The sequence below is a fragment of the Paenibacillus sp. J22P90 genome, from assembly GCF_059692195.1.
In genome coordinates, this window is sequence record NZ_JCAUAY010000004.1 from 543,210 (window position 1) to 565,696 (window position 22,487).

The 22,487-nt window shown below is 45.9% G+C and carries 22 protein-coding genes; 2 read left to right on the top strand and 20 right to left on the bottom strand.

The genetic code is table 11. From position 1 onward, the window contains the following. Positions 1-15 precede the first annotated feature (15 nt). The 9 genes from AC58UX_RS16875 to AC58UX_RS16915 form a co-directional block, all read right to left on the bottom strand. Positions 16-681: a TadE/TadG family type IV pilus assembly protein gene (locus AC58UX_RS16875; protein WP_497254678.1), complete on the bottom strand. Its 666-nt coding sequence runs from the start codon at positions 679-681 to the stop codon at positions 16-18. A 16-nt stretch (positions 682-697) separates the two neighbouring features. Continuing rightward, positions 698-2,956 (bottom strand): hypothetical protein, encoded by a 2,259-nt coding sequence (locus tag AC58UX_RS16880; RefSeq protein WP_497254680.1) that lies wholly within the window; start codon positions 2,954-2,956, stop codon positions 698-700. A gap of 14 nt (positions 2,957-2,970) precedes the next feature. Then, on the bottom strand, positions 2,971-3,999 hold the full coding sequence (locus tag AC58UX_RS16885) for a TadE/TadG family type IV pilus assembly protein (RefSeq protein WP_497254682.1): 1,029 nt from the start codon (positions 3,997-3,999) through the stop codon (positions 2,971-2,973). Next, the gene (locus AC58UX_RS16890; RefSeq protein WP_497254684.1) at positions 3,965-4,192 is read right to left on the bottom strand and encodes a Flp1 family type IVb pilin; all 228 of its coding nucleotides are present in this window, start codon (positions 4,190-4,192) and stop codon (positions 3,965-3,967) included. The genes AC58UX_RS16885 and AC58UX_RS16890 overlap by 35 nt, the downstream gene beginning before the upstream one ends. A gap of 15 nt (positions 4,193-4,207) precedes the next feature. Then, positions 4,208-5,071, bottom strand: a complete 864-nt coding sequence (locus AC58UX_RS16895; RefSeq protein ID WP_497254686.1) for a type II secretion system F family protein — start codon at positions 5,069-5,071, stop codon at positions 4,208-4,210. A 7-nt stretch (positions 5,072-5,078) separates the two neighbouring features. Beyond that, positions 5,079-5,966 (bottom strand): type II secretion system F family protein, encoded by an 888-nt coding sequence (locus tag AC58UX_RS16900; protein WP_497254688.1) that lies wholly within the window; start codon positions 5,964-5,966, stop codon positions 5,079-5,081. Beyond that, positions 5,963-7,225 (bottom strand): TadA family conjugal transfer-associated ATPase, encoded by a 1,263-nt coding sequence (locus AC58UX_RS16905; RefSeq protein ID WP_497254690.1) that lies wholly within the window; start codon positions 7,223-7,225, stop codon positions 5,963-5,965. Before AC58UX_RS16905 ends, AC58UX_RS16900 begins: the two co-directional genes overlap by 4 nt. Further along, positions 7,206-8,336: a P-loop NTPase family protein gene (locus AC58UX_RS16910; protein ID WP_497254692.1), complete on the bottom strand. Its 1,131-nt coding sequence runs from the start codon at positions 8,334-8,336 to the stop codon at positions 7,206-7,208. Before AC58UX_RS16910 ends, AC58UX_RS16905 begins: the two co-directional genes overlap by 20 nt. A gap of 261 nt (positions 8,337-8,597) precedes the next feature. Beyond that, positions 8,598-9,110: an acyl-CoA thioesterase gene (locus tag AC58UX_RS16915; protein ID WP_497254694.1), complete on the bottom strand. Its 513-nt coding sequence runs from the start codon at positions 9,108-9,110 to the stop codon at positions 8,598-8,600. Positions 9,111-9,243: 133 nt separating this feature from the next. Between AC58UX_RS16915 and AC58UX_RS16920 the strand changes: the two genes are divergently transcribed. Continuing rightward, entirely contained in the window at positions 9,244-9,726 is a 483-nt protein-coding gene (locus AC58UX_RS16920; RefSeq protein ID WP_497254696.1) for a TspO/MBR family protein, read from the top strand. Here AC58UX_RS16920 and AC58UX_RS16925 read toward each other — a convergent pair. The 9 genes from AC58UX_RS16925 to AC58UX_RS16965 form a co-directional block, all read right to left on the bottom strand. Continuing rightward, positions 9,710-11,383: a serine/threonine protein kinase gene (locus AC58UX_RS16925; RefSeq protein ID WP_497254698.1), complete on the bottom strand. Its 1,674-nt coding sequence runs from the start codon at positions 11,381-11,383 to the stop codon at positions 9,710-9,712. The genes AC58UX_RS16920 and AC58UX_RS16925 overlap by 17 nt on opposite strands. 60 nt (positions 11,384-11,443) lie before the next feature. Continuing rightward, entirely contained in the window at positions 11,444-12,481 is a 1,038-nt protein-coding gene (locus AC58UX_RS16930; protein WP_497254700.1) for an SAM-dependent methyltransferase, read from the bottom strand. Positions 12,482-12,552: 71 nt separating this feature from the next. Continuing rightward, on the bottom strand, positions 12,553-13,335 hold the full coding sequence (locus AC58UX_RS16935) for an ABC transporter ATP-binding protein (RefSeq protein ID WP_497254702.1): 783 nt from the start codon (positions 13,333-13,335) through the stop codon (positions 12,553-12,555). A gap of 19 nt (positions 13,336-13,354) precedes the next feature. After that, positions 13,355-13,708, bottom strand: coding sequence for a cyclic-phosphate processing receiver domain-containing protein (locus AC58UX_RS16940; RefSeq protein ID WP_497254704.1), 354 nt, complete (start codon positions 13,706-13,708; stop codon positions 13,355-13,357). Beyond that, on the bottom strand, positions 13,686-14,546 hold the full coding sequence (locus AC58UX_RS16945; RefSeq protein WP_497254706.1) for a deoxyribonuclease IV: 861 nt from the start codon (positions 14,544-14,546) through the stop codon (positions 13,686-13,688). Before AC58UX_RS16945 ends, AC58UX_RS16940 begins: the two co-directional genes overlap by 23 nt. 15 nt (positions 14,547-14,561) lie before the next feature. Continuing rightward, positions 14,562-15,365, bottom strand: coding sequence for an Fpg/Nei family DNA glycosylase (locus AC58UX_RS16950; protein ID WP_497254708.1), 804 nt, complete (start codon positions 15,363-15,365; stop codon positions 14,562-14,564). A gap of 100 nt (positions 15,366-15,465) precedes the next feature. Continuing rightward, a complete protein-coding gene (locus AC58UX_RS16955; RefSeq protein WP_497254710.1) occupies positions 15,466-16,899 on the bottom strand; it encodes a ribonuclease H-like domain-containing protein in 1,434 nt (477 codons plus the stop codon). Beyond that, a complete protein-coding gene (locus AC58UX_RS16960; protein WP_497254712.1) occupies positions 16,896-19,184 on the bottom strand; it encodes a DEAD/DEAH box helicase in 2,289 nt (762 codons plus the stop codon). Before AC58UX_RS16960 ends, AC58UX_RS16955 begins: the two co-directional genes overlap by 4 nt. Before the next feature lie 59 nt (positions 19,185-19,243). Next, on the bottom strand, positions 19,244-19,405 hold the full coding sequence (locus AC58UX_RS16965) for a hypothetical protein (protein WP_497254714.1): 162 nt from the start codon (positions 19,403-19,405) through the stop codon (positions 19,244-19,246). 210 nt (positions 19,406-19,615) lie between these two features. Here AC58UX_RS16965 and AC58UX_RS16970 point away from each other — a divergent pair, with 210 nt between their 5' ends. Beyond that, the gene (locus tag AC58UX_RS16970) at positions 19,616-20,209 is read left to right on the top strand and encodes a nitroreductase family protein (RefSeq protein ID WP_497254716.1); all 594 of its coding nucleotides are present in this window, start codon (positions 19,616-19,618) and stop codon (positions 20,207-20,209) included. 75 nt (positions 20,210-20,284) lie between these two features. On the opposite strand, the gene AC58UX_RS16975 is transcribed toward AC58UX_RS16970, so the two are convergent. Both AC58UX_RS16975 and pilM read right to left on the bottom strand, forming a co-directional pair. After that, positions 20,285-20,887 carry a hypothetical protein gene (locus AC58UX_RS16975; protein WP_497254718.1) on the bottom strand — a complete coding sequence of 201 codons (603 nt, stop codon included), beginning with the start codon at positions 20,885-20,887 and terminating at the stop codon, positions 20,285-20,287. Further along, the gene (gene pilM / locus AC58UX_RS16980) at positions 20,871-22,478 is read right to left on the bottom strand and encodes a pilus assembly protein PilM (RefSeq protein WP_497254720.1); all 1,608 of its coding nucleotides are present in this window, start codon (positions 22,476-22,478) and stop codon (positions 20,871-20,873) included. The genes AC58UX_RS16975 and pilM overlap by 17 nt, the downstream gene beginning before the upstream one ends. Between the last annotated feature and the right edge of the window lie 9 nt (positions 22,479-22,487).

Sequence of the window (22,487 nt, forward strand, 5' to 3'; positions counted from 1 at the left end):
TCTGTTAAGCCCGTGTTAAGCCCCTACCCATGCCCGCTCAAAGGCCCGCTTTTTCACCACAATCGTTTGACTCATAAAAGGGATCGAAAGCTTATAAGTTAGTTGCGCTTCAAGCCCAAAGAAAGCCTCACCGCCTTGTTCCATACTCGGCAACGTTACAGTAGTAACTTTAAAATTGTTCTTGTTCACGAGCGCCTCATCACAAAACGCAAACACGATCGGTGTAAAGGCAGCGAGCATACGCGGTTTCACCTGTGACTCAAAGAGTCCATTCAGCTCATCTTGTGCCAAACCTTCTCCAAGCTCTCGCTTCTCCTTTTCCCAACGTACAAGTTCAACTAAGGAATCTGGAATATATGCTGCGTAGTCATCCACAAAATCCTCTGCACTCGTCACATGATTACGAGCAGATTGGATTTGATTCACAGCTGTATTAAGGATGTCCGCGGCGCGGCTTTGATCATAGGTCGTCCGTGCTTCTTGAACTAGAATTCGAACCGGGTACAGTTGACCCGCAATGGACTTTGTCGCCTCAGAAACACCTGACTGCATTACCATTTCGATAATGGCGATTTGAATGAAAAGCACAAGCCCCATCACGAATGCCAGAAATATTGGCAATATGAGCGAAGCTTCCAACACAATACCGCCTTCCTGCCCTTTGCTCAGTTTTCGAAGCAACTCCTGGCCTCCCTCTTCAATACGAAACGACCGCCGTTCGATTCATTTGGCACTGTGTTCCGACTACTTTACAGCCTAAAAGTCCCGTCCCATCTAGAAGCTTCATGAGCTGAGGAATGAACCAAAGCCTAATTTCACTCGTCGCATTCGCTTGTATGTAGGATGTTTGTTGAATAAGATTCTTACCTGTTTCTAATTCAATAAGTGCTTGCATTCTGGAGAACAGTTTCGCATTATTGCTGTGCAGCATGAGAAATATCCGTAAATAGTCTTTGTAAGTCAATTTAAGCGCAGCAACCGTCAGCTTGGACGATAATTCAACGGCTTCTCCCTTCACCAACGCATTCATATCAGCTAGCGCCTCCGCTGCACCTTGGGCCGCCGCAGCTAATAAGACGAGTAAAGGGGAGCCGATGTTGAGCATCTCCTTTTTGGGATCTAATAACCCTTCCAACGTTCGAATCGCTAAACGAAATGAAAACATTTCAGCATAAGCCGACGAGATGTTAGCCGCACATGAGGAAAACCCATATAAGAGATACTCGACCTCTTGGTAAGCTAACTTATGCGTACCCGGGTCTGCAAGCTCTCTAGACAATTTGGGCTGCCCATTTGGCTCTTTCTCTAACCCAAATGTTCGATAATTAAATTTCGTCAGCGCATATTCATTGACGTAAAGTTCATCTCGCAGCACGGCTGCGGCCTGATTCATAGCTCCCAGCATATCCATCGCTTTAAAACTGGTAGATTCGGCTTTTTCTAGATCATAGATAGCCTCATTACCGATCATTGTTTCTTGCGCATTCGCTTGTTGATATTTTTGATATAACCCCGACTCTCCCTGGAGCTTGCTATAGTGGGCTGCATCACCCAATTGTGACTCGGTCATACTGCAACTACCAATTGCTTGCTTCGCTTGATCCAAAACAGCCTGGATAGCATTCTTGTGAGTCCGTTTATTTATCGTTGTTGCTTCATTTTTGTCCATTCTGGATTTCTCAATTGGGCTCTGTGTGCTGTAAAAATCAGTTGCAGCTGCCGAATAAGCATCATTGGCTTGATTAACCTGGTTTGTATGCTCTGCCGTGTACAAGATGACGCGTTCAACCGAGGACTGGAAAGTTGAAAATAGTGCAGTTATACGTGCAATTGAGGTTTGATAGCTATAGAAATAATCATCACCCATGACGGCAACATGTTGAAATACCGCATTCGCATTGGAATCACTATTTGTGGATGCGTTCGAAATTCCAGTTAACTTCACTCGAATCTCATCATTTTTTTGCTTAGCTAGTCGTAAGCTGGGTTCGATGTCTTGCTGCAGCTGCCGAACATCACTTTCATTGGCTGATACCTCTAGCTTTGAACTGATGACAAGTGCTGTGTACTTCAAGATTAGTTGAACTAGAGCTTCTAGTTCGTTCAGCTTTTGAGTAAGAGTACTAACCTGCAGCTCCAGCGTCTGTTTTCCAGCAATAATGGCTTGCATACTAGCCGCCGCCTCAGGACCTGCTTGTGCCAACGAAGCTAAGGAAAGATCCATATTCCTAATCGAGTTCGTAACAGCTTGCAATTCATCACGAACACGAATGATCTCTGCGCGAACTTCCTCTACCGTATGAATGCCGATTTGTGCTGCCAAATCATCCAATTCCACAATTCTTGCGCTGTAATACCGATGAAAGGTGGTCATTTTCTCATATAGCTCCTCCGCACTCTGCCACGCATCGTCTAGTGCGGTTTCGCGCTGCTCGATAAGCTTTTCCAATTCCGCGGCATCCTTAGCAAATTGCGAACCCATTTGAAACGGCGCTCGGACGCCACTTTTCTGGAATTTATCTACGATTTCTAAGGTGTATTCAATCGGAGCTTTTATTTTCATATCTTCGAGAAGCTGACTCTCCAAAATGCCATGACTAGCAAGTGAATACACGGGTGTAACATGGAAAGCTCCATCAACTGCTTTTGTATCAATAAAATGAAAGGCATTCGTTGAAACACCGCTCGATAAGTTTTTGACAAAAACATCACTAAGCAATTGTTCTGAATCTTCCTGAGAGAGACCCATGCCATAAAGTCCTCTCTTCTGCAGTTCGGTATCGAAGGCTGACATCACGGAGCGCGCCCCCGCCTGAATTGCCGATTCTGTTTCTCTCTCAGCGGCTTTAATTCGGGCAAAATCGATAAACACCGCTTGAAATAAAAAAATCGGCACGATAATAAGGATCAAATAAACGGATACCGCTCCGTTCTCTTCAAATAAAAATCTCCTCAAAAGCTCCCCTCTTTCTAATTGTGAATAACGACCACGATCCCTTTACGTTCGAGTTCTTTACGAAAAGCAACCGTAGGCATCCCTTTACCACTGGCATCCTTCTTAAAAAAGTGCCACACAATCCCTTTCACTGTCGGATCCTGCTGGAGCAACTCGATGTCCTTCGGCAGCTGTTCCGTTCGAAGCTGAGCTTCTGTCATACTATAAAAGGCTTGATGCCCAATGCCACGTGTGTCCAGAGCATCAATTTTTCTACTTTTACCAGATGCAGTCGTCTTCACCACCTCCGATCCACCAACTAGAGCTCGCAAATAGGCGGACGCCTGACGTTCGGATTGAATCGTCACACTAGGTCCTGACAAATCATGCTGAACAGGATCAACTAGCGCTGCCTTTGCCTTCTGGGGAGAGATGCGACCTGCCAATGTGGGCAGATATGTCCGCGTCAGATCTGTGGTGCGGATTAGCTCTACAGCATCCACCACGTGGGCAACAGCCCTACCTTCTGGCTGGGCCGAATGCATCCATTTCTGCAAAATGGAAGGCATAAGGAATGACTTGGTTACAGTAACTTCAACTTGATGATCGAGTAGATAGTTGGTGTAAGTTGCTTCACCCGTAACACCCATTGGGAGTAACTCAGCGGCTTTTGCTAGTTTTTTCTCCACCAAGCCATTGACCTGAGTCGTTGGGAGAGCGATTCGAGTTCCATTGTTTTCATTTAGAAAGCCAAACAAGTCGCTCACATTGTCCTGCGTAAGGCGCCAGTACAAGCTGTCATTTTCCCGCGGATCAAAGCTTCCTGTCGACAAATCTTTATGGCTATTCGTCCATATAAAAGCTAGCTTGACTGCAGATGATCGTGCCAATTGCTGGAGATATACATTCTGATAGGCGTACATCCCAACGAACAACAGTGTCACTGTGCAGATTAATATGACCGGAAATACGAGTGACGCTTCTAACGTAAACGTACCTTGCTCATTTCTAGAGAAACGAGCGAACGGACTATGGCGCACAGCTGGTAGTTGGACTTGGCGCACAAGGTGCAACCGCGCTGTTATCCTTCAAATCAGAGTTCGCGTCGCCGATGAGCTTTTGAAACCAAGATACGATCCACTTTCTAAAAATAATCGCTATAGCAACGAGCACGGCTACAATTAATAAAATTTCTAACGTGCCTAGTCCATCTTCCTCTTGCCATAAACGTTTAAAGCCTACAATTATCGGTTTCATATCAACATCCCTCTCTTATTGGTTCATCATCAGTAACGCTGGTGCGGCGACAATCATCATCACCACAACAAAAATTAAGACCATAGGAAAAACTAACTTGGAGGATGCTTCCTCCCCTAGAGTTCGCGAAACACTCTTCCTCCGCTGCCAAAGCTCCAACGAAAGCGAATGCAAGGCAATGACAAAATCATTCCCGCCCCTTTTATTGTTCAAACTGAGCGTTGAGGTAAATAAAGACACTTCATGCAGCGCACAACGCTTACTAAAATCCTCCAAAACCTTCGTGAACGAGATATTCATCTCCAATTCGTGGACAGCGATAAGCAATTCTTTAAATAATGGAGAATCTGTCATTTGCGGCTTCGCCTGAACACACCGAATCCAAGCACGGTTGACGGTTTCGCCAGCGTTCACTAAGAGCACTATGGTGCTTAAAAACTCTGGCAGTTCAAGGATCATTCTTTGCTGTTTCTTTTTGATTTTGATATCTAAATCACGAACCATCACGATAGGAACACATAGCGACGCAATCGCGCCAAATGCTAGTAAGGAACTGTCCTCCCCAGCAAGACAGGCTAGAAACGTAGTAATGATTAAGGACAAAGTACCCGCAGAAATCAACTCTGCCATGAACCACTTGCTGCCTTGCGAGGACAAGCTTCTGCCGAACAAATTTATGCATTTATGATGGATTTTCGAGGTGAAATCCGGAAACCTTTCCATCAATTGAAGCTTATCGATTAAGTAATAACTGTATGGTAAAAGAAACTTCATTTTAAATGGATACATATGAGCTTGAGATAGCTCCTTGTATTTCCTACGCCCGAGCATGAATACTACCAAACTAAGGACGACTTGAGCTAAAGCGATTAGCCACATCCACATGCTACACCTTGATATTCATAATTTTTTGGGTAAGTACAAGACATGTGCCAAGTAACAGTAAACTGACGGTCATTATGAGAATACCGCTTCCCTTGTAAAGAGGTTCCATATAATCTGGCGAACTAAATGCCAATAATGCAACAATGATAATGGGAGCTACAACTAGCACTCTCGATTCAAAACGCTTCTGAGCAATCATCACGGAAATTTCCTGCGTTATTTCTAGCTTCTCAGCGATTACCGTAGCTGTTCGTTTCATGACTTCGACCAAATTACCTCCCGTACGTTTGCAGGTCATAAAGACGTCAGTGAAGTTCTGAATATCCTCTAGATGGCTTCGAGCGGCAAAATGACTAAGTGCAGCCTCAATAGGTTCGCCATTTTCAACTTTGCGGCAAATCATGCCGAACTCAATGACGATGAGACAGGCAGGATCAGGATACAACAGCTTCAAATCCTCCCATGCCTCTCGGAATGCTGTTTCAATCGATTTCCCCACTGTCATCGAGGAAGATAAACAACTAAGTGCTTGTTTAAATTGCACATAGAGCATATTTTTGCGTTTTTGGATGAGTTGCTGCCGACGAAAACGAGGAAATAGAAAGCCCGTTGATGCAAGGGCAGTAGCGAGGATGATATTTTGGTAAAAAATATAGCCGATCAGGAATGCCGGGAAAGCAAGCATCAGAATTGCAGCTACTCTCTCTTTGGAGGATAACTGATACTGGTTGTAATCGATGTAAGGTACAACTGGAACTGGAAGGATAGTGTTCGACTTAGATTCAGAGGTATTGTCGTGAGATTTCGGAAGGGATTTGCGGCGTGCTAGAGCTGCTAGAATGAGCCAACTTCCACCACCTATCAGAAGAAGCAACAGCCAGATCATCATGTCGTCTCACATCCGACTTCACGCTGTACAAACCATTTTGGAAGCTGTTTACCTGCCATTTGAAGCTTGTGCATGTTCGCGAGAGCTTGCCCTGTATATCGGAGTGCTCCGATAATTTTACCTGTAGGGGTCTCCCCGCTCTCTTCGAACAGAAAAAGCGGCTGCAGCTCGACTTCACCATCCTTTATACCGCCCACTTGATGAATCTCCGTCACCTTTCGTGAGCGATCTCTCATCCGGGATATGTGCACAATTACATCTAGCGCTGAAGCAATTTGTTTACGAATGACTTCGATGGGCAATGGGGCTGCACTTAGAACCATCGTTTCCAGCCTGCTGAGCATATCCAGAGAGGTATTTGCATGGCCGGTACTTAAGCTTCCATCATGTCCCGTATTCATGGCCGACAGCATATCCAATGCCTCAGCACCTCGCACCTCACCAACGATAATACGGTTGGGACGCATCCGCAGGGAAGATCGAATTAACTCTCGCATGGTAATCGCTCCCTTTCCTTCCGTATTCGCATTCCTCGTTTCCAGACGAACTAGATTAGGTACAGCTTGAATCTGTAGCTCTGCAGAATCCTCAATCGTAATGACGCGCTCATGCTCAGGTATCCAAGCACTTAAAGCGTTGAGAAATGTCGTCTTCCCTGAACCCGTTCCACCTCCAACGAACACATTAAATCCCGCTTCAACCATTAAACGCAGTATCTCTGAAGCTTCCTTGGAGATGCTGCCAAGCCCGATCAAATCCTGCATGTTCATGGGTTTCTCAGGGAATTTACGTATGGTTAGGGTCGGACCACTAAGGGAAGCTGGCGGGAGCACGATATTCACACGAGAACCGTCCTTCAACCTCGCATCAACAATGGGTGTGGCTTGGTTCACGATACGATTCACTTTAGAGACAATCATTTGGATCAGATCCTCCAGCTTTTCTGCACTTTCCAGCTCGTAAGGATAGCGTTCTACTAGGCCCTTTCGTTCAAAAAAAATACAAGTGTGACCATTCACCATAATCTCTGTGACTGTGGGGTCGTCGATGAGCGGCTGCAAGATGTCCAATCCGCGAAAGCTATCAAATATACGCTTGACACCGGCATGTATTTCGCTCGACGTCCATCCTTGAGCACCCGCAACACGAAAGATCGTTTCTTCGATATATCCACGTAATTGATCGTCGCTTAACTCATTGGAAAGGTCGAGATTCTCTTTGATCTCCTGTTTTAACTGGTTAAACTGCTCTTGATTCAAAGTAAGCAGCAGCCTCCTCCATCGGAATTGGTGAATCCGTATTGAAAACATGCTTTAACATTTCGTACACCTGTTCCGAGTAAATATCCGACTGCCACACTTGCTCATCTGAACTCATCGCTTTCCATTCTGGAATATAGGGAAGCTTGTACGTGATTGGTTTGCCTAGAAACTCAAAAGAATTCGCAAGGCTGCCCCTATAGCTGGTTATCACAAAATGAATGTGAGCATACGCACTCATTTGTTTGTAGAGCGACTTTGTTTTGAATGCATCGTTCCAATCATCTCGAATGAGCCAGATGATCGCATCGCTAATTTCTAAGCTTTTGACGATTCTGGGATGAACAGATGATTCGAGATCAACAATGATTGTATCGTAGATGGACAAGCCAACGATGGATGTAATGAGTTGTTTGACCTGTTCCCCACTCATTTCTTGCATTTCCCTCATTTGCTCATGAGGTGTCAAATAATCAAATCGACGAATGGCATCGTACGATTTTAAAAGAGCCAGCTTCGGCCCCAACGACTCAGGAGCGCTTTTCAAATAATAGAGGAGCTGCGACAACCGACCTCCATCACCCTTCAACCATTGCGACGCTGCACTTACGGCTTCCAAACTCAAATACAACACACGTTCCCCACGGAATGCCAGTTGTTTCGCCATATGAACCGCTGTGATCGATTTCCCCGTGTTGCCGCTGCTGCTATAGACAGAAATCACGCGCGAGCTGTTATGAGCATTTGAACGAAGCTCGCTTGGAATGCCCTCAGCATACAGCGCTTGAATACGTGTGATAAGTTGGTGCAGTGGTTGAAAACGAAATAAAAACGGAAGTACAGTTTCCGGCGCAGCGGAGTTGGCGATGTTCTGACTTAAAACCATCTTGAAAAGCGATGTACGACGATGCTGTAATAACGGATAATAAGCTTCAGACAACAAGAGTACGCCTTTAATGGTGGGATCCTCCAACACCTGGATGAGGAGTTCAACCTGCGAGAAGAGCTTTACTTGTACACGCTCAGCGAACTCTGTTGCCCGAATGAATACTGCTAATCGCTCTGCATAGGCCAAATCATCATCTAAAACATACAAGTGAAGTTTATTCATTTCGTTCTCCTCCTTCGCACTTAAAACGACCCAGCGAATTTCGCATAAATACCACTGCCGATGAGTACAAAGCTCATGACGGCAAGGACAATCGCGATAAATGATCTTGTATCAATTCTCATATTTCCCTCCTCTCCGCCTCTGAACAACAAAAAAGCACCGCTGACTATAGAGAATATGTCTCTATCATCAGCGGTGCTTCCGCTTGTCCGATGTTTAATTATCCAAATTGTACCACATTTCACTAATAAATCAATGACTTTATTCCCACGGATACTTCATTGTGAAAAAGCTAGCCAGCTTCTTACTTTCCACGCGGCGAATACGTCTCATCTCAGCGCGATGCGGCGCAGACTCGTGTAGCTTTTTTTCTTCTTCTGTTTCGGGAATCACATCCGGCACTTCTACAGGGACTTTATTTTCGTCCAACGCAACAAAGGTTAGGAAAGATGTGGCTGCAATCTTCCTTGCACCTGATTTCAGATCCTCGGTTACAACCTTAACGAATACCTCCATCGAGCTTTTGCCTGTCCACGTTACGAATGACTCTAGACATACAGAATCCGATGTATGAATCGGCGACAAAAAGTCAACCGAATCCGTGGATGCCGTTACGACCGACCTCCGGCAATGCTTATGTGCCGCAATTGAAGCAATGTCATCGATGTAGGACATCAGCTTTCCACCAAAAAGTGTATTGTGGTTGTTTACATCTGTCGGAAAAATACGCGATGTTTTGAAACATCTGGATTCTCTTGAGTAGCGCTGCTCCATGGCTGTTTCCCCCTATTTCTCTCGTTCAAAATATGACTCATCATACCACACTTTTGGCTAGATTTGGTTATAACTTTGTTCACCTGAGTAGTATAGTAATACAAGCTTCACTCACAAATAGGAGGTGTGTACTGTGTTAACCTTTATCATCGTGTTCTTGATTACATATGCGTTATTCTCAGTTTCCAGTGTTGTATTTCCTACTGACCTTGCCTACTATGCTACTCTGAAAAAGCCAAGTTGGACTCCTCCTGCTAAGCTTTTCGGTATCGCTTGGGGGATCTTATATGCGTTAATTTCCGCATCCGTCGCCATTGTATACACGAAAACAGATGGCTTTCAAGAGGCAGCCTCTGTGTATGTGTTAATTTTAATAGTGAATTACATCGCTAACCAAGCCTTTACCTTTTTCCAATTCAAATTAAAAAATGAACGATTGGCTTTTCTTGATACTTTCCTTGTGGCCATTACGACTTTCATGTTGATCTATGCAACTATTCCTTATTCCAAGTTTGCCGCTTGGCTACTGGTTCCTTACTTATTATGGTCATGTTTCGCCACCTTACTAGCATGGACAATTTATCAATTAAACAAAAGCACTAACCGCGTTTATTGAAAAGGGAAAGTATCGACTTCCTATGTCGACCAGTGAGTTGGTTAACACGTTCATGCGGGAGAATTTCACGGAGTAAAGGTTTCAATGCTTCAAAAAAAGCGTTCAAGTAAGGAGGCTGATCTTGGATACATTCCCCTTCCCAAACCGCTTGCATGACTTCGGATCTTGGAAGGTATGGCAACGTACAGAGGGGTAAATACGGAAGCGATTCCTGCCATTCCCTTTGAAAATGCGTGGGTAAAGCGCCATTCGCGATATAATGCAATTTTTTTCCTCGCTGCCGGTAAGATTCGAACATCTCAATCAACCTTCGTGAGCTGGGTCGGTCGCATTTTCCAGGCGAGCTATCAACCATGACGATAATGTCATCGGCACTAAAACAAAGCTCCTGCACAGTAGGATGCTCCCACTGCGTCGAGATATCCCAAAGGACGATCGGCTTTTTCATCAAGTGTAGAAGTTTAAATGCATGGGCAGCCTGCCAGTTACCTTGAAAACCATCTGGATTAATGGGAGCCCAAGTTGTAGAACCGCTTGTCCAATGTACTGTGGAAGTGGAAGAAGCGTCACGAATGTGATCAGTTGGAAATGTGTAGGAAGCCGGGGCATTTCGATCACCGTAAAGCAGCATATACAAATCGGGTTCGATCGTCGGCTGCTCGACAAGCGCGTTGGGGATTTGGAGTGCATGTAGGATTCTCGCTAAAGTTATTGCAGTGAATGTTGCACCAACACCTGCGAACAATCCGCCAATTACAATTAGCCTATCAGTCATTTGAGCTGGGAATGATGGTGTTTGAGTGTTAGTTTCTGAAACGATGAGACTAGCTTCGGGGTAAATGGAGCGAAGTCTAAGTTTGACTTCCATGGCCGTTTGGCAGCGGTTCTGTGGTTGATCTTGCAGGAGAAAATAGATGGTAGTTCGTAAAGCTTCTGGTATTCCTACTTTTCGCAACTCGACTTGCTTGGCCTTGCTGTGCGCATAGTGACCGCCTGACAATAAGTAGTACAACATGGCCCCTAAAGTATAGAGGTCAGTTCGAGCATCCGTTTGCATTCCGAGATATTGCTCAGGTGCAGCGAAACCAATTGTCCCCATCTGCATCGTATCCGAAGCTTGTCCTTGCTTGAATTGCCTAGCTACACCGAAATCGATTAATCGCACTTGATTGTGTTGATTGAGCATCACGTTGGAAGGTTTAAGATCGCGGTAGATAATCGGTCGAGGCTGAAACGTGTGTAAATAGTGGAAAATATCGAGCATTTGAAAAGCGATATGAACAATTTGCGCAATCGGCAGTTCGCGATGATTTTTTTCAAAAAGATCCTGAAGCGTTGGCCCCTCGATGTAGTCCATGACCAGATAACCTTTACCCTCATCGCTAATAAAATAATCGACCAATTGTGGAAGCTGTGCGTGCTGGAGCTTGGCCAGCATTTCCGCCTCATCCAAGAAGGATGCCTTGTCAGAGGGAGCGCAAAAACATTCCTTTACAGCCCAGCGCTTTCCTTTTAGCTTTTGATCTTCTGCGAGATACACTTGACTCATGCCACCTTGTCCAAGCATAGAGACGAGCCTATATCTCCCTCCTACTATGGAGCCTTGCCACTTCGGTTGTTGATTCCAAGTTATAAAAAAACCTCCTCTTATATCCAAGCCATAATGCTCTTGATTATAAGGGAGGCGACATGGAAAATCTAGCTATTTTTCCACTTTTTATATTTTTTGCAAATAGAGCGTTAGCTCTTCTCGATTGTGAAACAACTGCTTCGCCTTCAACAGAAAGAGCGAGTCCTCGAAAATACGCATAACGTCACGAACCGTTTGAAACGGTTTCTTATGCATAAGCTTCACCGTGATAATCGCAGTCCCTCCGCTTTGTAAGGAGAAAAGTAAATCCTCTACAAGACGCCCCATCTGCCGCGGATCCCAGCTCATGTCACAAACAAGCAAATCAAACTCGTTCTGACGCAGCTTCACATCTCCTGCATTTTTCTTCAGGAATGTTAACAATGGGTTGCCTAGCAGCCGTGGGTTCAGCGCCGCTGGATCAATTGCAGTCACTTTCAAACCGCGCTCTAGCAACAAAGAAGTCCATCCGCCTGGTGCAGCCCCAATATCAACTGCTTTGCGTGCGATACTGAAGTCGATTCCAAAACGCTGCTCTGCTTCCAGAAGCTTAAACTTGGCACGAGAAATTTGATCCTCTTCCTTCATGAAGCGAATCGCTCCGCCGGACCAATCGGATAAATTTTCTTGTGGCTTTGAGATTCCGATAAATATCTTATTGGCGCTTATGTACACCGAAATAATGTGGTCCGCATATCGGACAACAGGTTCTCCACCGCATTCCGCAACGAGGATTTCATCTACGGCCGCCTTAATCGAAAAAGGTGCATAGGGGACATCTGCCCGCTCTTCTTTACGGATTTGCGTTGCGATTTTCTCGCCAAATTGAAATAATCCAGCGGCATATGCTTCACGAAGCCATGTCGTAACATGCGCAATATCTGCATCCGTTCGGGTAAGCTCCCATTGGTGATGAACAGGTTGAACATGTCGAAGAAAAATCGGTTCATTCTCTTTCATTGTTGAAATCACATCTGCCGTATCATCAGGAACCTGAAAATAAAACACTTCCGTCGGCACCAATAAGGCAAATTTCGTGTGAGGAAACAGCTTCCGTAGTTCATCTTGCGCATATTGTGCGAACCCGTGATTCGAAGTTCCAATATAGGTCGTTAATTGTGTCATAGCCGCATCCTTTAAATAATCTACTTTCCTTTTAGCCAGCTTGCTTAGCTTGATTAGTTCGCTTTATCAGCTTACTTAGCGAAATTGCCATCAACAACTTTGATCCATGGACGATCCTGAAACCATTCAATGGAAACATCAATATCGAAAGCTTGCTTAATATTCGCTGGCGTCAATACTTCTTCCTTGCGACCTGAAGCAATGATTTCTCCTTGCTCAATAATGGCGACATGCGTAAATAAAGGCATAATTTCTTCAATGTGATGCGTGACATACACGACCGTAATATCTTGCTTACTAAGTTCATTTACGTCAGATAAAAAACGCTCACGCTCAAATAAATCCAGGCCAGCCGCAGGCTCATCCAAAATGAGGAGAGATGGCTTCATCATTAGAGCTCTGGCCAGCATAACTTTCTTGCGCTCACCTTGTGAAAGCGTGCCTAAAGGCTGATCTGCAAGATGAGGTATGCGAACACGTTCAAGCATCGCTTGCGCTCGGTCCTTCACTTCCTGTGGAATTTCTTGATAAAATCGCAGATACGCATACTCACCCGTTGCCACGACTTCAAGCACAGGGTCACTCAAATTCAATTTTTCAAACAGAGATTGGGAAATGTATCCAATTTTCTTGCGAACTTCCCTGACATCAACTTGACCGAAGCGATTACCAAGTACATCCACTGTACCACGGCTCGGAAATTCATAGCCATTCATCATTTCTAACAGTGTTGTTTTGCCAGAGCCGTTACGGCCCAACAATACCCAGTGTTCACCGGATTCCATATGTACATTCACATCGTTCAAAATATGGCGTTCGCCACGTATAAAATGAATACCTGATAAATGGATCATGAGTTCGTTTCCTTTCAGATTACGGTTTACTTGGATAGTTTCCTTGTGCAACTCCCAGCAATACATCATCTGGTATTCGATGCGCATATAGCCCCATTCCTTGTGGCTTGACGGCATCTAACAGCTGATACATCTGTGAGCATGCAGAAGGACTGGAGGTATGAATATAAATCGTTCTTGGAAATTTACGCTGCTGCGTCAACCAAATGACAACATCCATACCGGTTTGCTTCGACATCCAACCCAAATCATGGTCTAGAGATAAAATGTCGACCTCACAATCTTGCAGCAGTGTTATACATTCTTTAGCATCTTTGGCTAGGACAAATCCTTGGGGACAAGGACGTGAATCATCTAAGTATACATGAATCATCCGCACATTTCCTTTCCAGCAACGATTTTACGAGCGCAATCTCTTCTCGATGCGTGCCATCAACGCCGGCACCTGTCTCAAGAACAACCGGAATGTCTTGTAAAAAGGGGGATGCTAACAGCCGCCCGAAATTCGCAATGCCAATATATCCAGTACCTATGTTGGCATGCCGATCACGTCGTGAGCCTAGCGGATAGACCGAATCATTTAAGTGAACAGCCTTTAAATGCGGCAAATAATCAAGCTGCTCTCCCTTCGATTCCAACTCGTGCCAATCCGAGCCTTGCCAAAGTCGGCTTGCAAAGGCATGACAAGTATCGAGGCAAAAGCCAATCTTTTCGGGGGAGTCGCATAGCTTGCGAACCTGCGCCATTTCTTCCATGGTTAATCCCAGTTGAGATCCTTCCCCCGCTTGATTCTCGAGCAAAATGAAAGAAGCTCCCGTGTAACCCTCCGTAGCTCTATTCAAACATTGTATTATATTTTTGTAGCCTTGTAACGGGTCTTTTCCTGTATATTTCCCAAAATGCACCACAAGTCCAACAGAACCACAGGCATTTGTTATGTCTAAGCCATTTTTTAGTAAGTTCACCATGGTATCACGTTCAAGTTCGTCCACAGCAGGATTCAGTGCATAAGGTGCATGACCAATCGAAAGAATCCCTTGCTCTTTACACAACTGCGCGCAAGCGCTCGTATCTTTATGATTAACAGCTTTCATCGCCAAACTTCGAGGATTCATTGGAAAATATTGAAAGGCACTCGCCCCAATGGCCAGGGCGGTTTTAGCAGCATTCACATAACCTCCACGCGTACTTACATGGGCGCCGATAAACATGTTCCATCCGACCTTTCACGTTTGGCAATGAGCACAATAGAAGCATTTACGACTTGAAATCTCGATTTGAATGATGGGATGTCCACAGCGTAGACATGGCTCATCATTGCGATCGTATACACGGCATTTCGCATTATATTGTCCTGTTAGCCGATCCCCCACAAATAAGGGTTCCTCCATGTAGCCGCCGACTGCAATCGCCTCACGCAGTAAAGACTGCATGGATTGATACAACCGGGATTGTTCCAACTCATTTAGGGAAGGAATTTTGCGCGTTGGGAGGATGCCTGCTTCAAAGCATATTTCATCAGAATAACAATTCCCTATGCCAGAAAGAAAGGTTTGATCGACGAGCGTAACTTTGAGATTTCCCCTTTTTGGTCTCAAGACGTTTCGAAATTGTACCACATTTAATTCGAACGGCTCTGGCCCTAACTTTTTCAAAAGCTCAGAGATTTCTTCTGCACTATGCATGTGCAAATAGCCTAATCGCAGCCCAATAAAAGATAGACTTCGTGAACCTAGGTGGATTTCCACTTGTACAGTTCGATCTGGCTTCTCTTCTTGCGTTCCAAAGAACATCCAACCGCCTAGCATGAGATGCAGCAGCAGGATTTCACCGGAGGCCAAATGAAACAATAAGTGCTTGGCTCTTCGCTCAATTCGAACAAATCGGTTGCCAATCAGCTTTTCAGCCAGTTGTTCAGGGGCGACATTCAACGATTTCGGGCGTGTCACATCGACTCCCGTAATCGGAACACCTATAATGAATCGCGTCAATTGCTGACGGTACGTTTCCATTTCTGGAAGTTCAGGCACGAGAATCGCTCCTTGCCATTTTTATACCTTGTATAACCAAATGGCGGAATGCGTAAACACGCAAAAGAAGGTTATTTGGATGAAACGCGACATGTCATCGTTAAATTAAGCCCTCGCTAACATAGGCTGGCTTTGGTGCCTTCGGCTTTCGTTTTTTTGCGATACTTTTGTCCGCTAAAATGGCGTGAGTACTGTGTTCAAACTTCGAATTAAGATCATTCTTGCGCATTTTCTGCTGTAAACGTGCCATGCGCTTTTCCCACGCTTCCTCAATTTCGTTGACCTTGCGATCACCACGGTGAAGCGCCCGTCGCCGCCAGAGCTTCGCCCACGCTTCCTCCGCATAAAAGACCGCTTGCCCTAAGTCCTTTTCCCGATGCTCATAATACATCGCTAGCTCCAAATACGGCTCCAGCTGCAAGGAAATACTTGAAGGCTTCAGCAAAATAGCCATCTTCCACAGCGCGATTGCTCGGGGATACTGACCATTTTTCTTGTAGTAGCCAGCCAATTGAAGATAAGCATGTTCGTCGTCATTCGATGGGATCGAAGAATCCGGACTTAAAAGTCTTGCATATAACTTATTGAAATATCGCTCCGACTTAGAAGGTATACCCATTTTTTCGAGCCATAGTCCCGTACGGAAAAGCTCTTCGGTATCGAGATGTTCGAGGTCAAGATCAGAAGATGGCTCCATTAATCCATAGTAGTCATCAGTTTCATCTATAGGATCCTCTTCTAGGCGCAGCAATCTACCAAAATGGATCGTCAACGCAGCCAACGTCACAATATCATGCTCATTATGAATGAATACGCCTTGAAGAACTGAGGGATCCTTCTCTGCCAAATATTGAAAATAAAGTGCAGGCGCCATCGACCCTGGTACATCATCCACGCGCTCAAAACCAAGCCGGCTCTCCTCCACTTTACTCAAACGACAAGATGGCAGTGAGTTGCGCCACAGACTTCGTGAAGGGTACAGCAGATCAAGCTGCAGCAGCTCTGAATCGTCTAAGGTGAGACGATTCAGGACGAAGCGATTTTTGAGAATCGGCCAGTCGAACGTCCGGCCGTTATAGGAGACGATATGCGTATATCGTCCTAACAGCTCTTGCAGGTACACCAGCATCGCATGCTCCTCTGCAGGGTTGCGAATCAGGAGCTGTTCCACCGTGAACAGCTCGCCTGTGTAGTAGCCGATGCCGACCATGAACGGCACGTTGCCTGCACCGACGCCGAGTCCGGTTGTCTCGGTATCGAAGAAGAGCAGCTCTTCGAGCCGGACGACGGCGTCCCCGTCGTGGAAGCTGGACAGCTGCGGCGCAACATCGGCAAGCTCACGCAGCCGATACTTGCCGTGCGCGCTGTCCGCGCCGTACTGGCGGCGCCGCATGACGAACGAGCCCGCAGGGCTCGTCGCAATATGGGCGCCGAGCTGCGCCCACTCGCCCCCTGCCTCCGGCGGGGGCGGCGGTGTTGCCCCAGCCGCTGCGGGTCCCCGCAAGCGGCCGAGCCTTTCGCGGAGCCCGCTCATCGGGCACCGCCTTCCAGCTCTGCGAGCAGCTCCAGCGCGAGCTTCTTGCCCAGCAGGCCGACCTCTTCGATCGGCCCGACACAGGCTGGGCAGCCACTGATGCAGCCACAGCTCCTGATCAGGCTGCGCGCCTGATCCATCAGCTGTCCGTGGACCTCGTACAGCCGATCACTAAGACCTACGCCGCCCGGGTAGCGGTCGTAGAAAAACACCGTCGGCAGCTTGTTATGCACCGCCTTCACTTGCGGAACGACCCGAATATCCATCGGGTCGCACATCAAATACAGCGGCGCCAAATGCGCCAACACGTTGGCAATGCCAAGCAGCGCATGCTGCATGTCATTAGCCGAACGTCCTGCCGCCATCGCCTCGTCGAATGTGAACCAATAGGAGCTCGTATGCAGCTCCTCCTCTGGCAATCGAATCGGCCCAGAGCCGATGTTCTCGTGCGTACCTAAACGAATTTTCTTGAAAATCGTTGGTTGCGCATTCACCGTCACCTCGCCCAATTGGCGAAGAAGACAGCCAACACGTCCCTCCCGATTCACATGCAGTACTTTCAGCTGTACGGCCATGCTCGCATCGGTGAAGTAATCCACACTCACTTGACGGACAAAAGCTTTCTTCTCTTCATAATCCAACTTTTCCACTTGGAATTGAATTCCTTCATGGATATATATCGCCTCTTCATGAATCAAAGTTGGCGCACTAAAACGGTCACATTCCCCAATAACGCGATGTCCATTGGTCATATCGATAATAATGAAGTTCTCTTGCGCCGCAGAGCGCAATGAGATGTTATGCGCTGGGAATGATTGCTCCATCCAATACCAACGATCATTCACCTGATGGAGCACCTGCTCCTCGGTTAAATATTCAAGCACATCGGTGAGCGACTCCTCACCGAACTTCTCATTCGCTTCAAAAGGCAGCTCATACGCCGCACACTTCACATGATCCACGAGGATGATCAAGTTGTCAGGATGAATGCGCGCCTGCTCTGGCGGGCGCTCGAAGAAATACCGCGGATTCTGGATCAAATATTGATCCAATGGATTGCTGCTCGCGACGAGAATCGTCAGCGAGGTCTCCTGCCGCCGTCCGGCACGCCCGGACTGCTGCCAAGTACTGGCTATCGTGCCTGGATAGCCATTGAGCACGCACGCTTGCAGCTGGCCAATGTCGATGCCCAGCTCCAGCGCGTTCGTGCTGACAACGCCGCGGATTTCCCCGCTGCGTAAGCCCCGTTCAATCTCCCGGCGCAGCTTCGGGAGATACCCGCCGCGGTAGCCGCGGATCGACTTGCTGCCCAGCTCGTGACTCACGAGCTCCTGCAGATAGGTCAGCAAGATCTCCACGCGCACGCGGCTCCGTGCAAAAACAATCGTCTGGATTCCGCTCCGCAGCAGCTTGCCTGCCAGCTTGCGCGTCTCCAAGACGGAGCTTTTACGAATCCCCAGTTGCTGATTAACAACTGGCGGATTATAAAATACAAAGTGCTTCTCCCCTGCCGGCGCCCCATTATTATCAATCAGTGCGACATTTTCACCGATCAAACGCTCAGCATGCTCCTTCGGGTTATCAATGGTCGCTGAGGCACAAATAAATTGAGGATTGGAACCATAAAAGCGACAAATTCGCTTCAATCTCCGAATGACATTAGCCACGTGGCTGCCAAACACCCCTCGATAGGAATGCACCTCATCGATTACGATATAGTTCAAATTCTCGAATAGTTTCACCCATTTAGTGTGATGCGGCAGAATCGCAGAATGAAGCATGTCTGGGTTCGTAACAACAATGTGCCCCGCATTGCGAATCGCTTGTCGTACCGTTGGCGGCGTGTCGCCGTCGTACGTATGCGTTTTGATATCAACGTCCATAAATGTAATCATTTCTTGAAGCTCAGCCACTTGATCCTGTGCCAATGCTTTGGTAGGAAATAAATAGAGTGCTCGTGAAGCATCGTTTTCTAAAATCTTTTGAACAACAGGAAGGTTGTAACAAAGCGTCTTGCCAGACGCCGTCGGAGTAACCGTTACTACGTGGTTCCCTGCCCTCACTTGGCGAAAAGACTCCGCTTGGTGCGTATATAATTGGCTAATATTTTTATATTGAAGAGCAGCACGAATACCCTCATGCAATCCTTCTGGAAAATGAGCCAGCTTCGGATCCCGTGGGGGTATGGTGTGCCAATAGGTTACTTGTTCCATGATTTCAGGCGATTTGCGCAGCCCCTCAATCATCTCTATCATTGAAGAAACTTTACCTGTGAAAGGATTCATACACTGAATCTCCTTACCCATTTCGTTTCTTCCATTTTACAGAATATACGTTCGTATGTCTACATTAAATCGGCTGAATCATCATAATCGTATCGAATGCCATCATGATCATCGCTTGTAATCTGAGCTGAGACCGATAGCGCTTGGTTTGCACTTTCCTGCATTTTAAACAAAACTTCTTGATAGTCTCTAGTTCGGTGCTCTTCTCTATCATGTTTCATGGCAGTTCTTAAAGCTCTTTCAATGATAATGACATCATGACTCGTGAAATTCACGGCTTCTCGCACCTCTTCTTAGTCCATCATTTTCATAACAACTAGCTTTGCCAATTTGCGCCAAACCCATACAATTCTCCAAAAAACTATGAAATTCGTAAACGAACTAATAATCAGGTAAAATTAGGATGAGATCCAAAAAAAGGAGGAATCGTTATGTCCACATCTTTACCAAATGAAATTGAAGCGCACCGCCAACCTGACCATGAGATCAATCCTCAGTTTCTTGAGCGTTGGTCCCCACGTTCCTTCTCCAACCAAGAAGTGTCCGAGGAAGTTTTGCTCAGCTTATTTGAAGCAGCGAGATGGGCACCTTCTGGGAGTAATCATCAACCTTGGCGCTACATTGTCGCACGCACACCAGAGCAGCTAGCCAAATTCTACACCTTCATAAATCCATCCAATCTTGTCTGGTGTGAAAAAGCCCCAGTATTGACGCTCGCTTTTTCACATACCAAAACGCCAAAAGGGACAGACAATCCAAGTCATGCATTCGATGCCGGCACAGCTTGGGGATACTTAGCGCTTGAAGCGAATAATCAAGGGCTAATCACCCACGCGATGGGTGGATTTGATCCGAATAAAGCCCGTGAAACATTGCAAATTCCTGCCGATTATCAGCTTCACGCTGTTATTGCTATTGGCTATCGCGGTCCAGTCGATGCACTGCCAGAAAATTTGCAAGAACGCGAAATCCCGTCAGGTCGACGTGAAGTTAAAGAATTCATCTACGCAGGACAATTTGAGTAATTTCATTCAGCAAGCAAAAAAACAGGACCTCACTTCAACAAGTGGTGTCCTGTTTTCTTTTAACCGATCTCTCCGTTAATACGGCGACTCGATTTTATCAACCTTTGATTTATAAGACGGATCAAAATAAGCGGTAAACGTAAGATTAATCGTAATTTTCTTCGTTTCATCCTTTGGCAGATTGCCATAATTCACGGCATCTATCGTGATCAACCGCGGAAGATTTTGCAACTGTGTAATCGCTGCCGTCACTTCCTTAAACGTACCGCTTAGTGTCGTTGTCCCTTTTACCTCACGCACATTCGGGTAGGTGGATTTTTTCGCCGCATCCGCAGGCTGAGCAGCTTTATCATTTACGGTGAAGGCAACGTTGCTTAGCGATACGTTCTGATCCATTCTAATTTTGTTCAAATCTAGCGTTAATTGCTCCGTGTTATCCCATACAGGCATGGCCGCCTGAATCTCTTTCATAGAAGGGCCTACGGATGTCTTCTGTTTTTCACTAACTTTTTGGGTGAGGAGCTGATTTTGTTTCTGGAGTACACTCAGTTCACTCGCTTGCTTCTCCAGTTTAGAAGTGGAAGGAAGCTGCACGAAATAATAAAAAACGAAAAGACACAAAAAGATTAGCATAGCACAAATCAACAGTACTGATTGCTTATTATTTTTGCCCGCCATTGGTCGTCGCCGCTCCTTTCACATCTGTAGCTTCTACCTTCGTCGAAGTCGCTGCATCCTTCTTCAGAGAAATAATATAATTCACCGTATATTGCTTGGATGACACTTGCCCTGTATTGGAATTAGTTGGTGTTGCACTCGCTGCCGCCCCGTCTGTAGCACCATTAGCAGGCGCTTTTCCACCTGTCGTTTCTGTGATAGATTGCAGAACGGTACTTTCACCAAAAGCCAATTTCCTTAAATCAAATAAATAACGTGCGGAATCTTCCATACTTGAAAATAGAACCGTTAATGAAATCTGAGCATTCGCCGCATAGGCCAACGTACTGATTTGCGCATCAACAGGCAGCGGCTTTTTCAAATCATTCACAATGGATACCACGTCTTTACGCGCAGCTTTCGTTATTGCAATGAAATTAGCTGGATCCGAAGAAGATTCCGGTTTGACCATCAATTTGGCTTCAAGTACGGACTTCTCCTGTTTGGACTGTACAAGCTTCGTCTCATTTGAGGTGATTTCTTTCCTATTTTCCAGGTACGTCATCCCGCTTAAACCAATACAAACCACCCATGCAATGGAAAAAATTAGTAAGACAAACAGTTTAATCTTCGTTTCTGTTTTCCGCTGCGGCAGCAAATTAATTTGCGCAAACCGCTTTGTAAACATCGCGAGACCGATTACAACGCGAAAAGGATTCGCATTAAAGCTTCTAGCACGACCTTTGGTGAAATCATTAAAATCTACCGTCTCTACTTGAATCTCTACTAAATTAGCTTGCAATTCCTTGTGCAGCTGAAGTCTAGCATGCTTCGTTCCTGTTCCGGTAATAATAATTTGAGAGATTCGGCTTGCGCCCTCTTGAATACTATATTGATAAAAGCTTAACATTCTTGAGATTTCAGCGATGATTTCGCCTAATTGATCGGAAGTCAGTTCCTCATTTTCAGTGGTATCGTGTTCTACTAATGTAATCGTACGCATAAAAATCGGATTCCCATTTTGCAGCATATAGACTTCCAATGAATTCTGATCCAACGAAATAAGCATCGATTCTTTGAAAAAATCTGCCTGCTGAGTAGAAATTGCTCTCGTGAGCGACGTCGCGGAAATTTCCGCAGCTTTCACATGAATTCCCGCATCCTCAAAAATGCGCACGTAGCTTTGAATTAATTTTTTCGAAGCAGCAAACACGAGAATTTGTGTACTTTCATCATCTTGTCCTATACTTATAAAATCGTAAACGGGATCGTCAAAAGGCAAGCGAAGCGCCGTCTCAACCTCTAGCTCCACAAGCTGTCTAAGCTCATGCGTCTTGACGCTTGGAATACGAAGTTTACGTATAATGATTTGCGAAGTCGGAATGGCAATCGTGGCCGTAGCCCCGCGCAATTTCTCCATTTTCACCCATTGCTTGACTTGAAGACTTAATGACTCTGCGTTTAAAATCTGGTCTTCCACGATCATGCCTGGAGGAATGGGCAAAAATCCGCTCGATCTGATTTCCCAAACTTTTCTTTTCTTCGCCGTTGCATATCGGATACCCGATTGATCAATCGTTATACCGATTTGTTTTTTACCAAGTCCGAACATCCCCATCAC

Coding starts and splice junctions, on each gene's coding strand:
- AC58UX_RS16890 (WP_497254684.1), bottom strand. CDS start 4,192: ATGAAACCGATAATTGTAGGCTTTAAACGTTTATGGCAAGAGGAAGAT.
- AC58UX_RS16895 (WP_497254686.1), bottom strand. CDS start 5,071: ATGTGGCTAATCGCTTTAGCTCAAGTCGTCCTTAGTTTGGTAGTATTC.
- AC58UX_RS16900 (WP_497254688.1), bottom strand. CDS start 5,966: ATGATGATCTGGCTGTTGCTTCTTCTGATAGGTGGTGGAAGTTGGCTC.
- AC58UX_RS16910 (WP_497254692.1), bottom strand. CDS start 8,336: ATGAATAAACTTCACTTGTATGTTTTAGATGATGATTTGGCCTATGCA.
- AC58UX_RS16915 (WP_497254694.1), bottom strand. CDS start 9,110: ATGGAGCAGCGCTACTCAAGAGAATCCAGATGTTTCAAAACATCGCGT.
- AC58UX_RS16930 (WP_497254700.1), bottom strand. CDS start 12,481: ATGACACAATTAACGACCTATATTGGAACTTCGAATCACGGGTTCGCA.
- AC58UX_RS16935 (WP_497254702.1), bottom strand. CDS start 13,335: ATGATCCATTTATCAGGTATTCATTTTATACGTGGCGAACGCCATATT.
- AC58UX_RS16940 (WP_497254704.1), bottom strand. CDS start 13,708: ATGATTCATGTATACTTAGATGATTCACGTCCTTGTCCCCAAGGATTT.
- AC58UX_RS16945 (WP_497254706.1), bottom strand. CDS start 14,546: ATGTTTATCGGCGCCCATGTAAGTACGCGTGGAGGTTATGTGAATGCT.
- AC58UX_RS16955 (WP_497254710.1), bottom strand. CDS start 16,899: ATGAGCGGGCTCCGCGAAAGGCTCGGCCGCTTGCGGGGACCCGCAGCG.
- AC58UX_RS16960 (WP_497254712.1), bottom strand. CDS start 19,184: ATGAATCCTTTCACAGGTAAAGTTTCTTCAATGATAGAGATGATTGAG.
- AC58UX_RS16965 (WP_497254714.1), bottom strand. CDS start 19,405: ATGAAACATGATAGAGAAGAGCACCGAACTAGAGACTATCAAGAAGTT.
- AC58UX_RS16970 (WP_497254716.1), top strand. CDS start 19,616: ATGTCCACATCTTTACCAAATGAAATTGAAGCGCACCGCCAACCTGAC.
- AC58UX_RS16975 (WP_497254718.1), bottom strand. CDS start 20,887: ATGGCGGGCAAAAATAATAAGCAATCAGTACTGTTGATTTGTGCTATG.
- pilM (WP_497254720.1), bottom strand. CDS start 22,478: ATGTTCGGACTTGGTAAAAAACAAATCGGTATAACGATTGATCAATCG.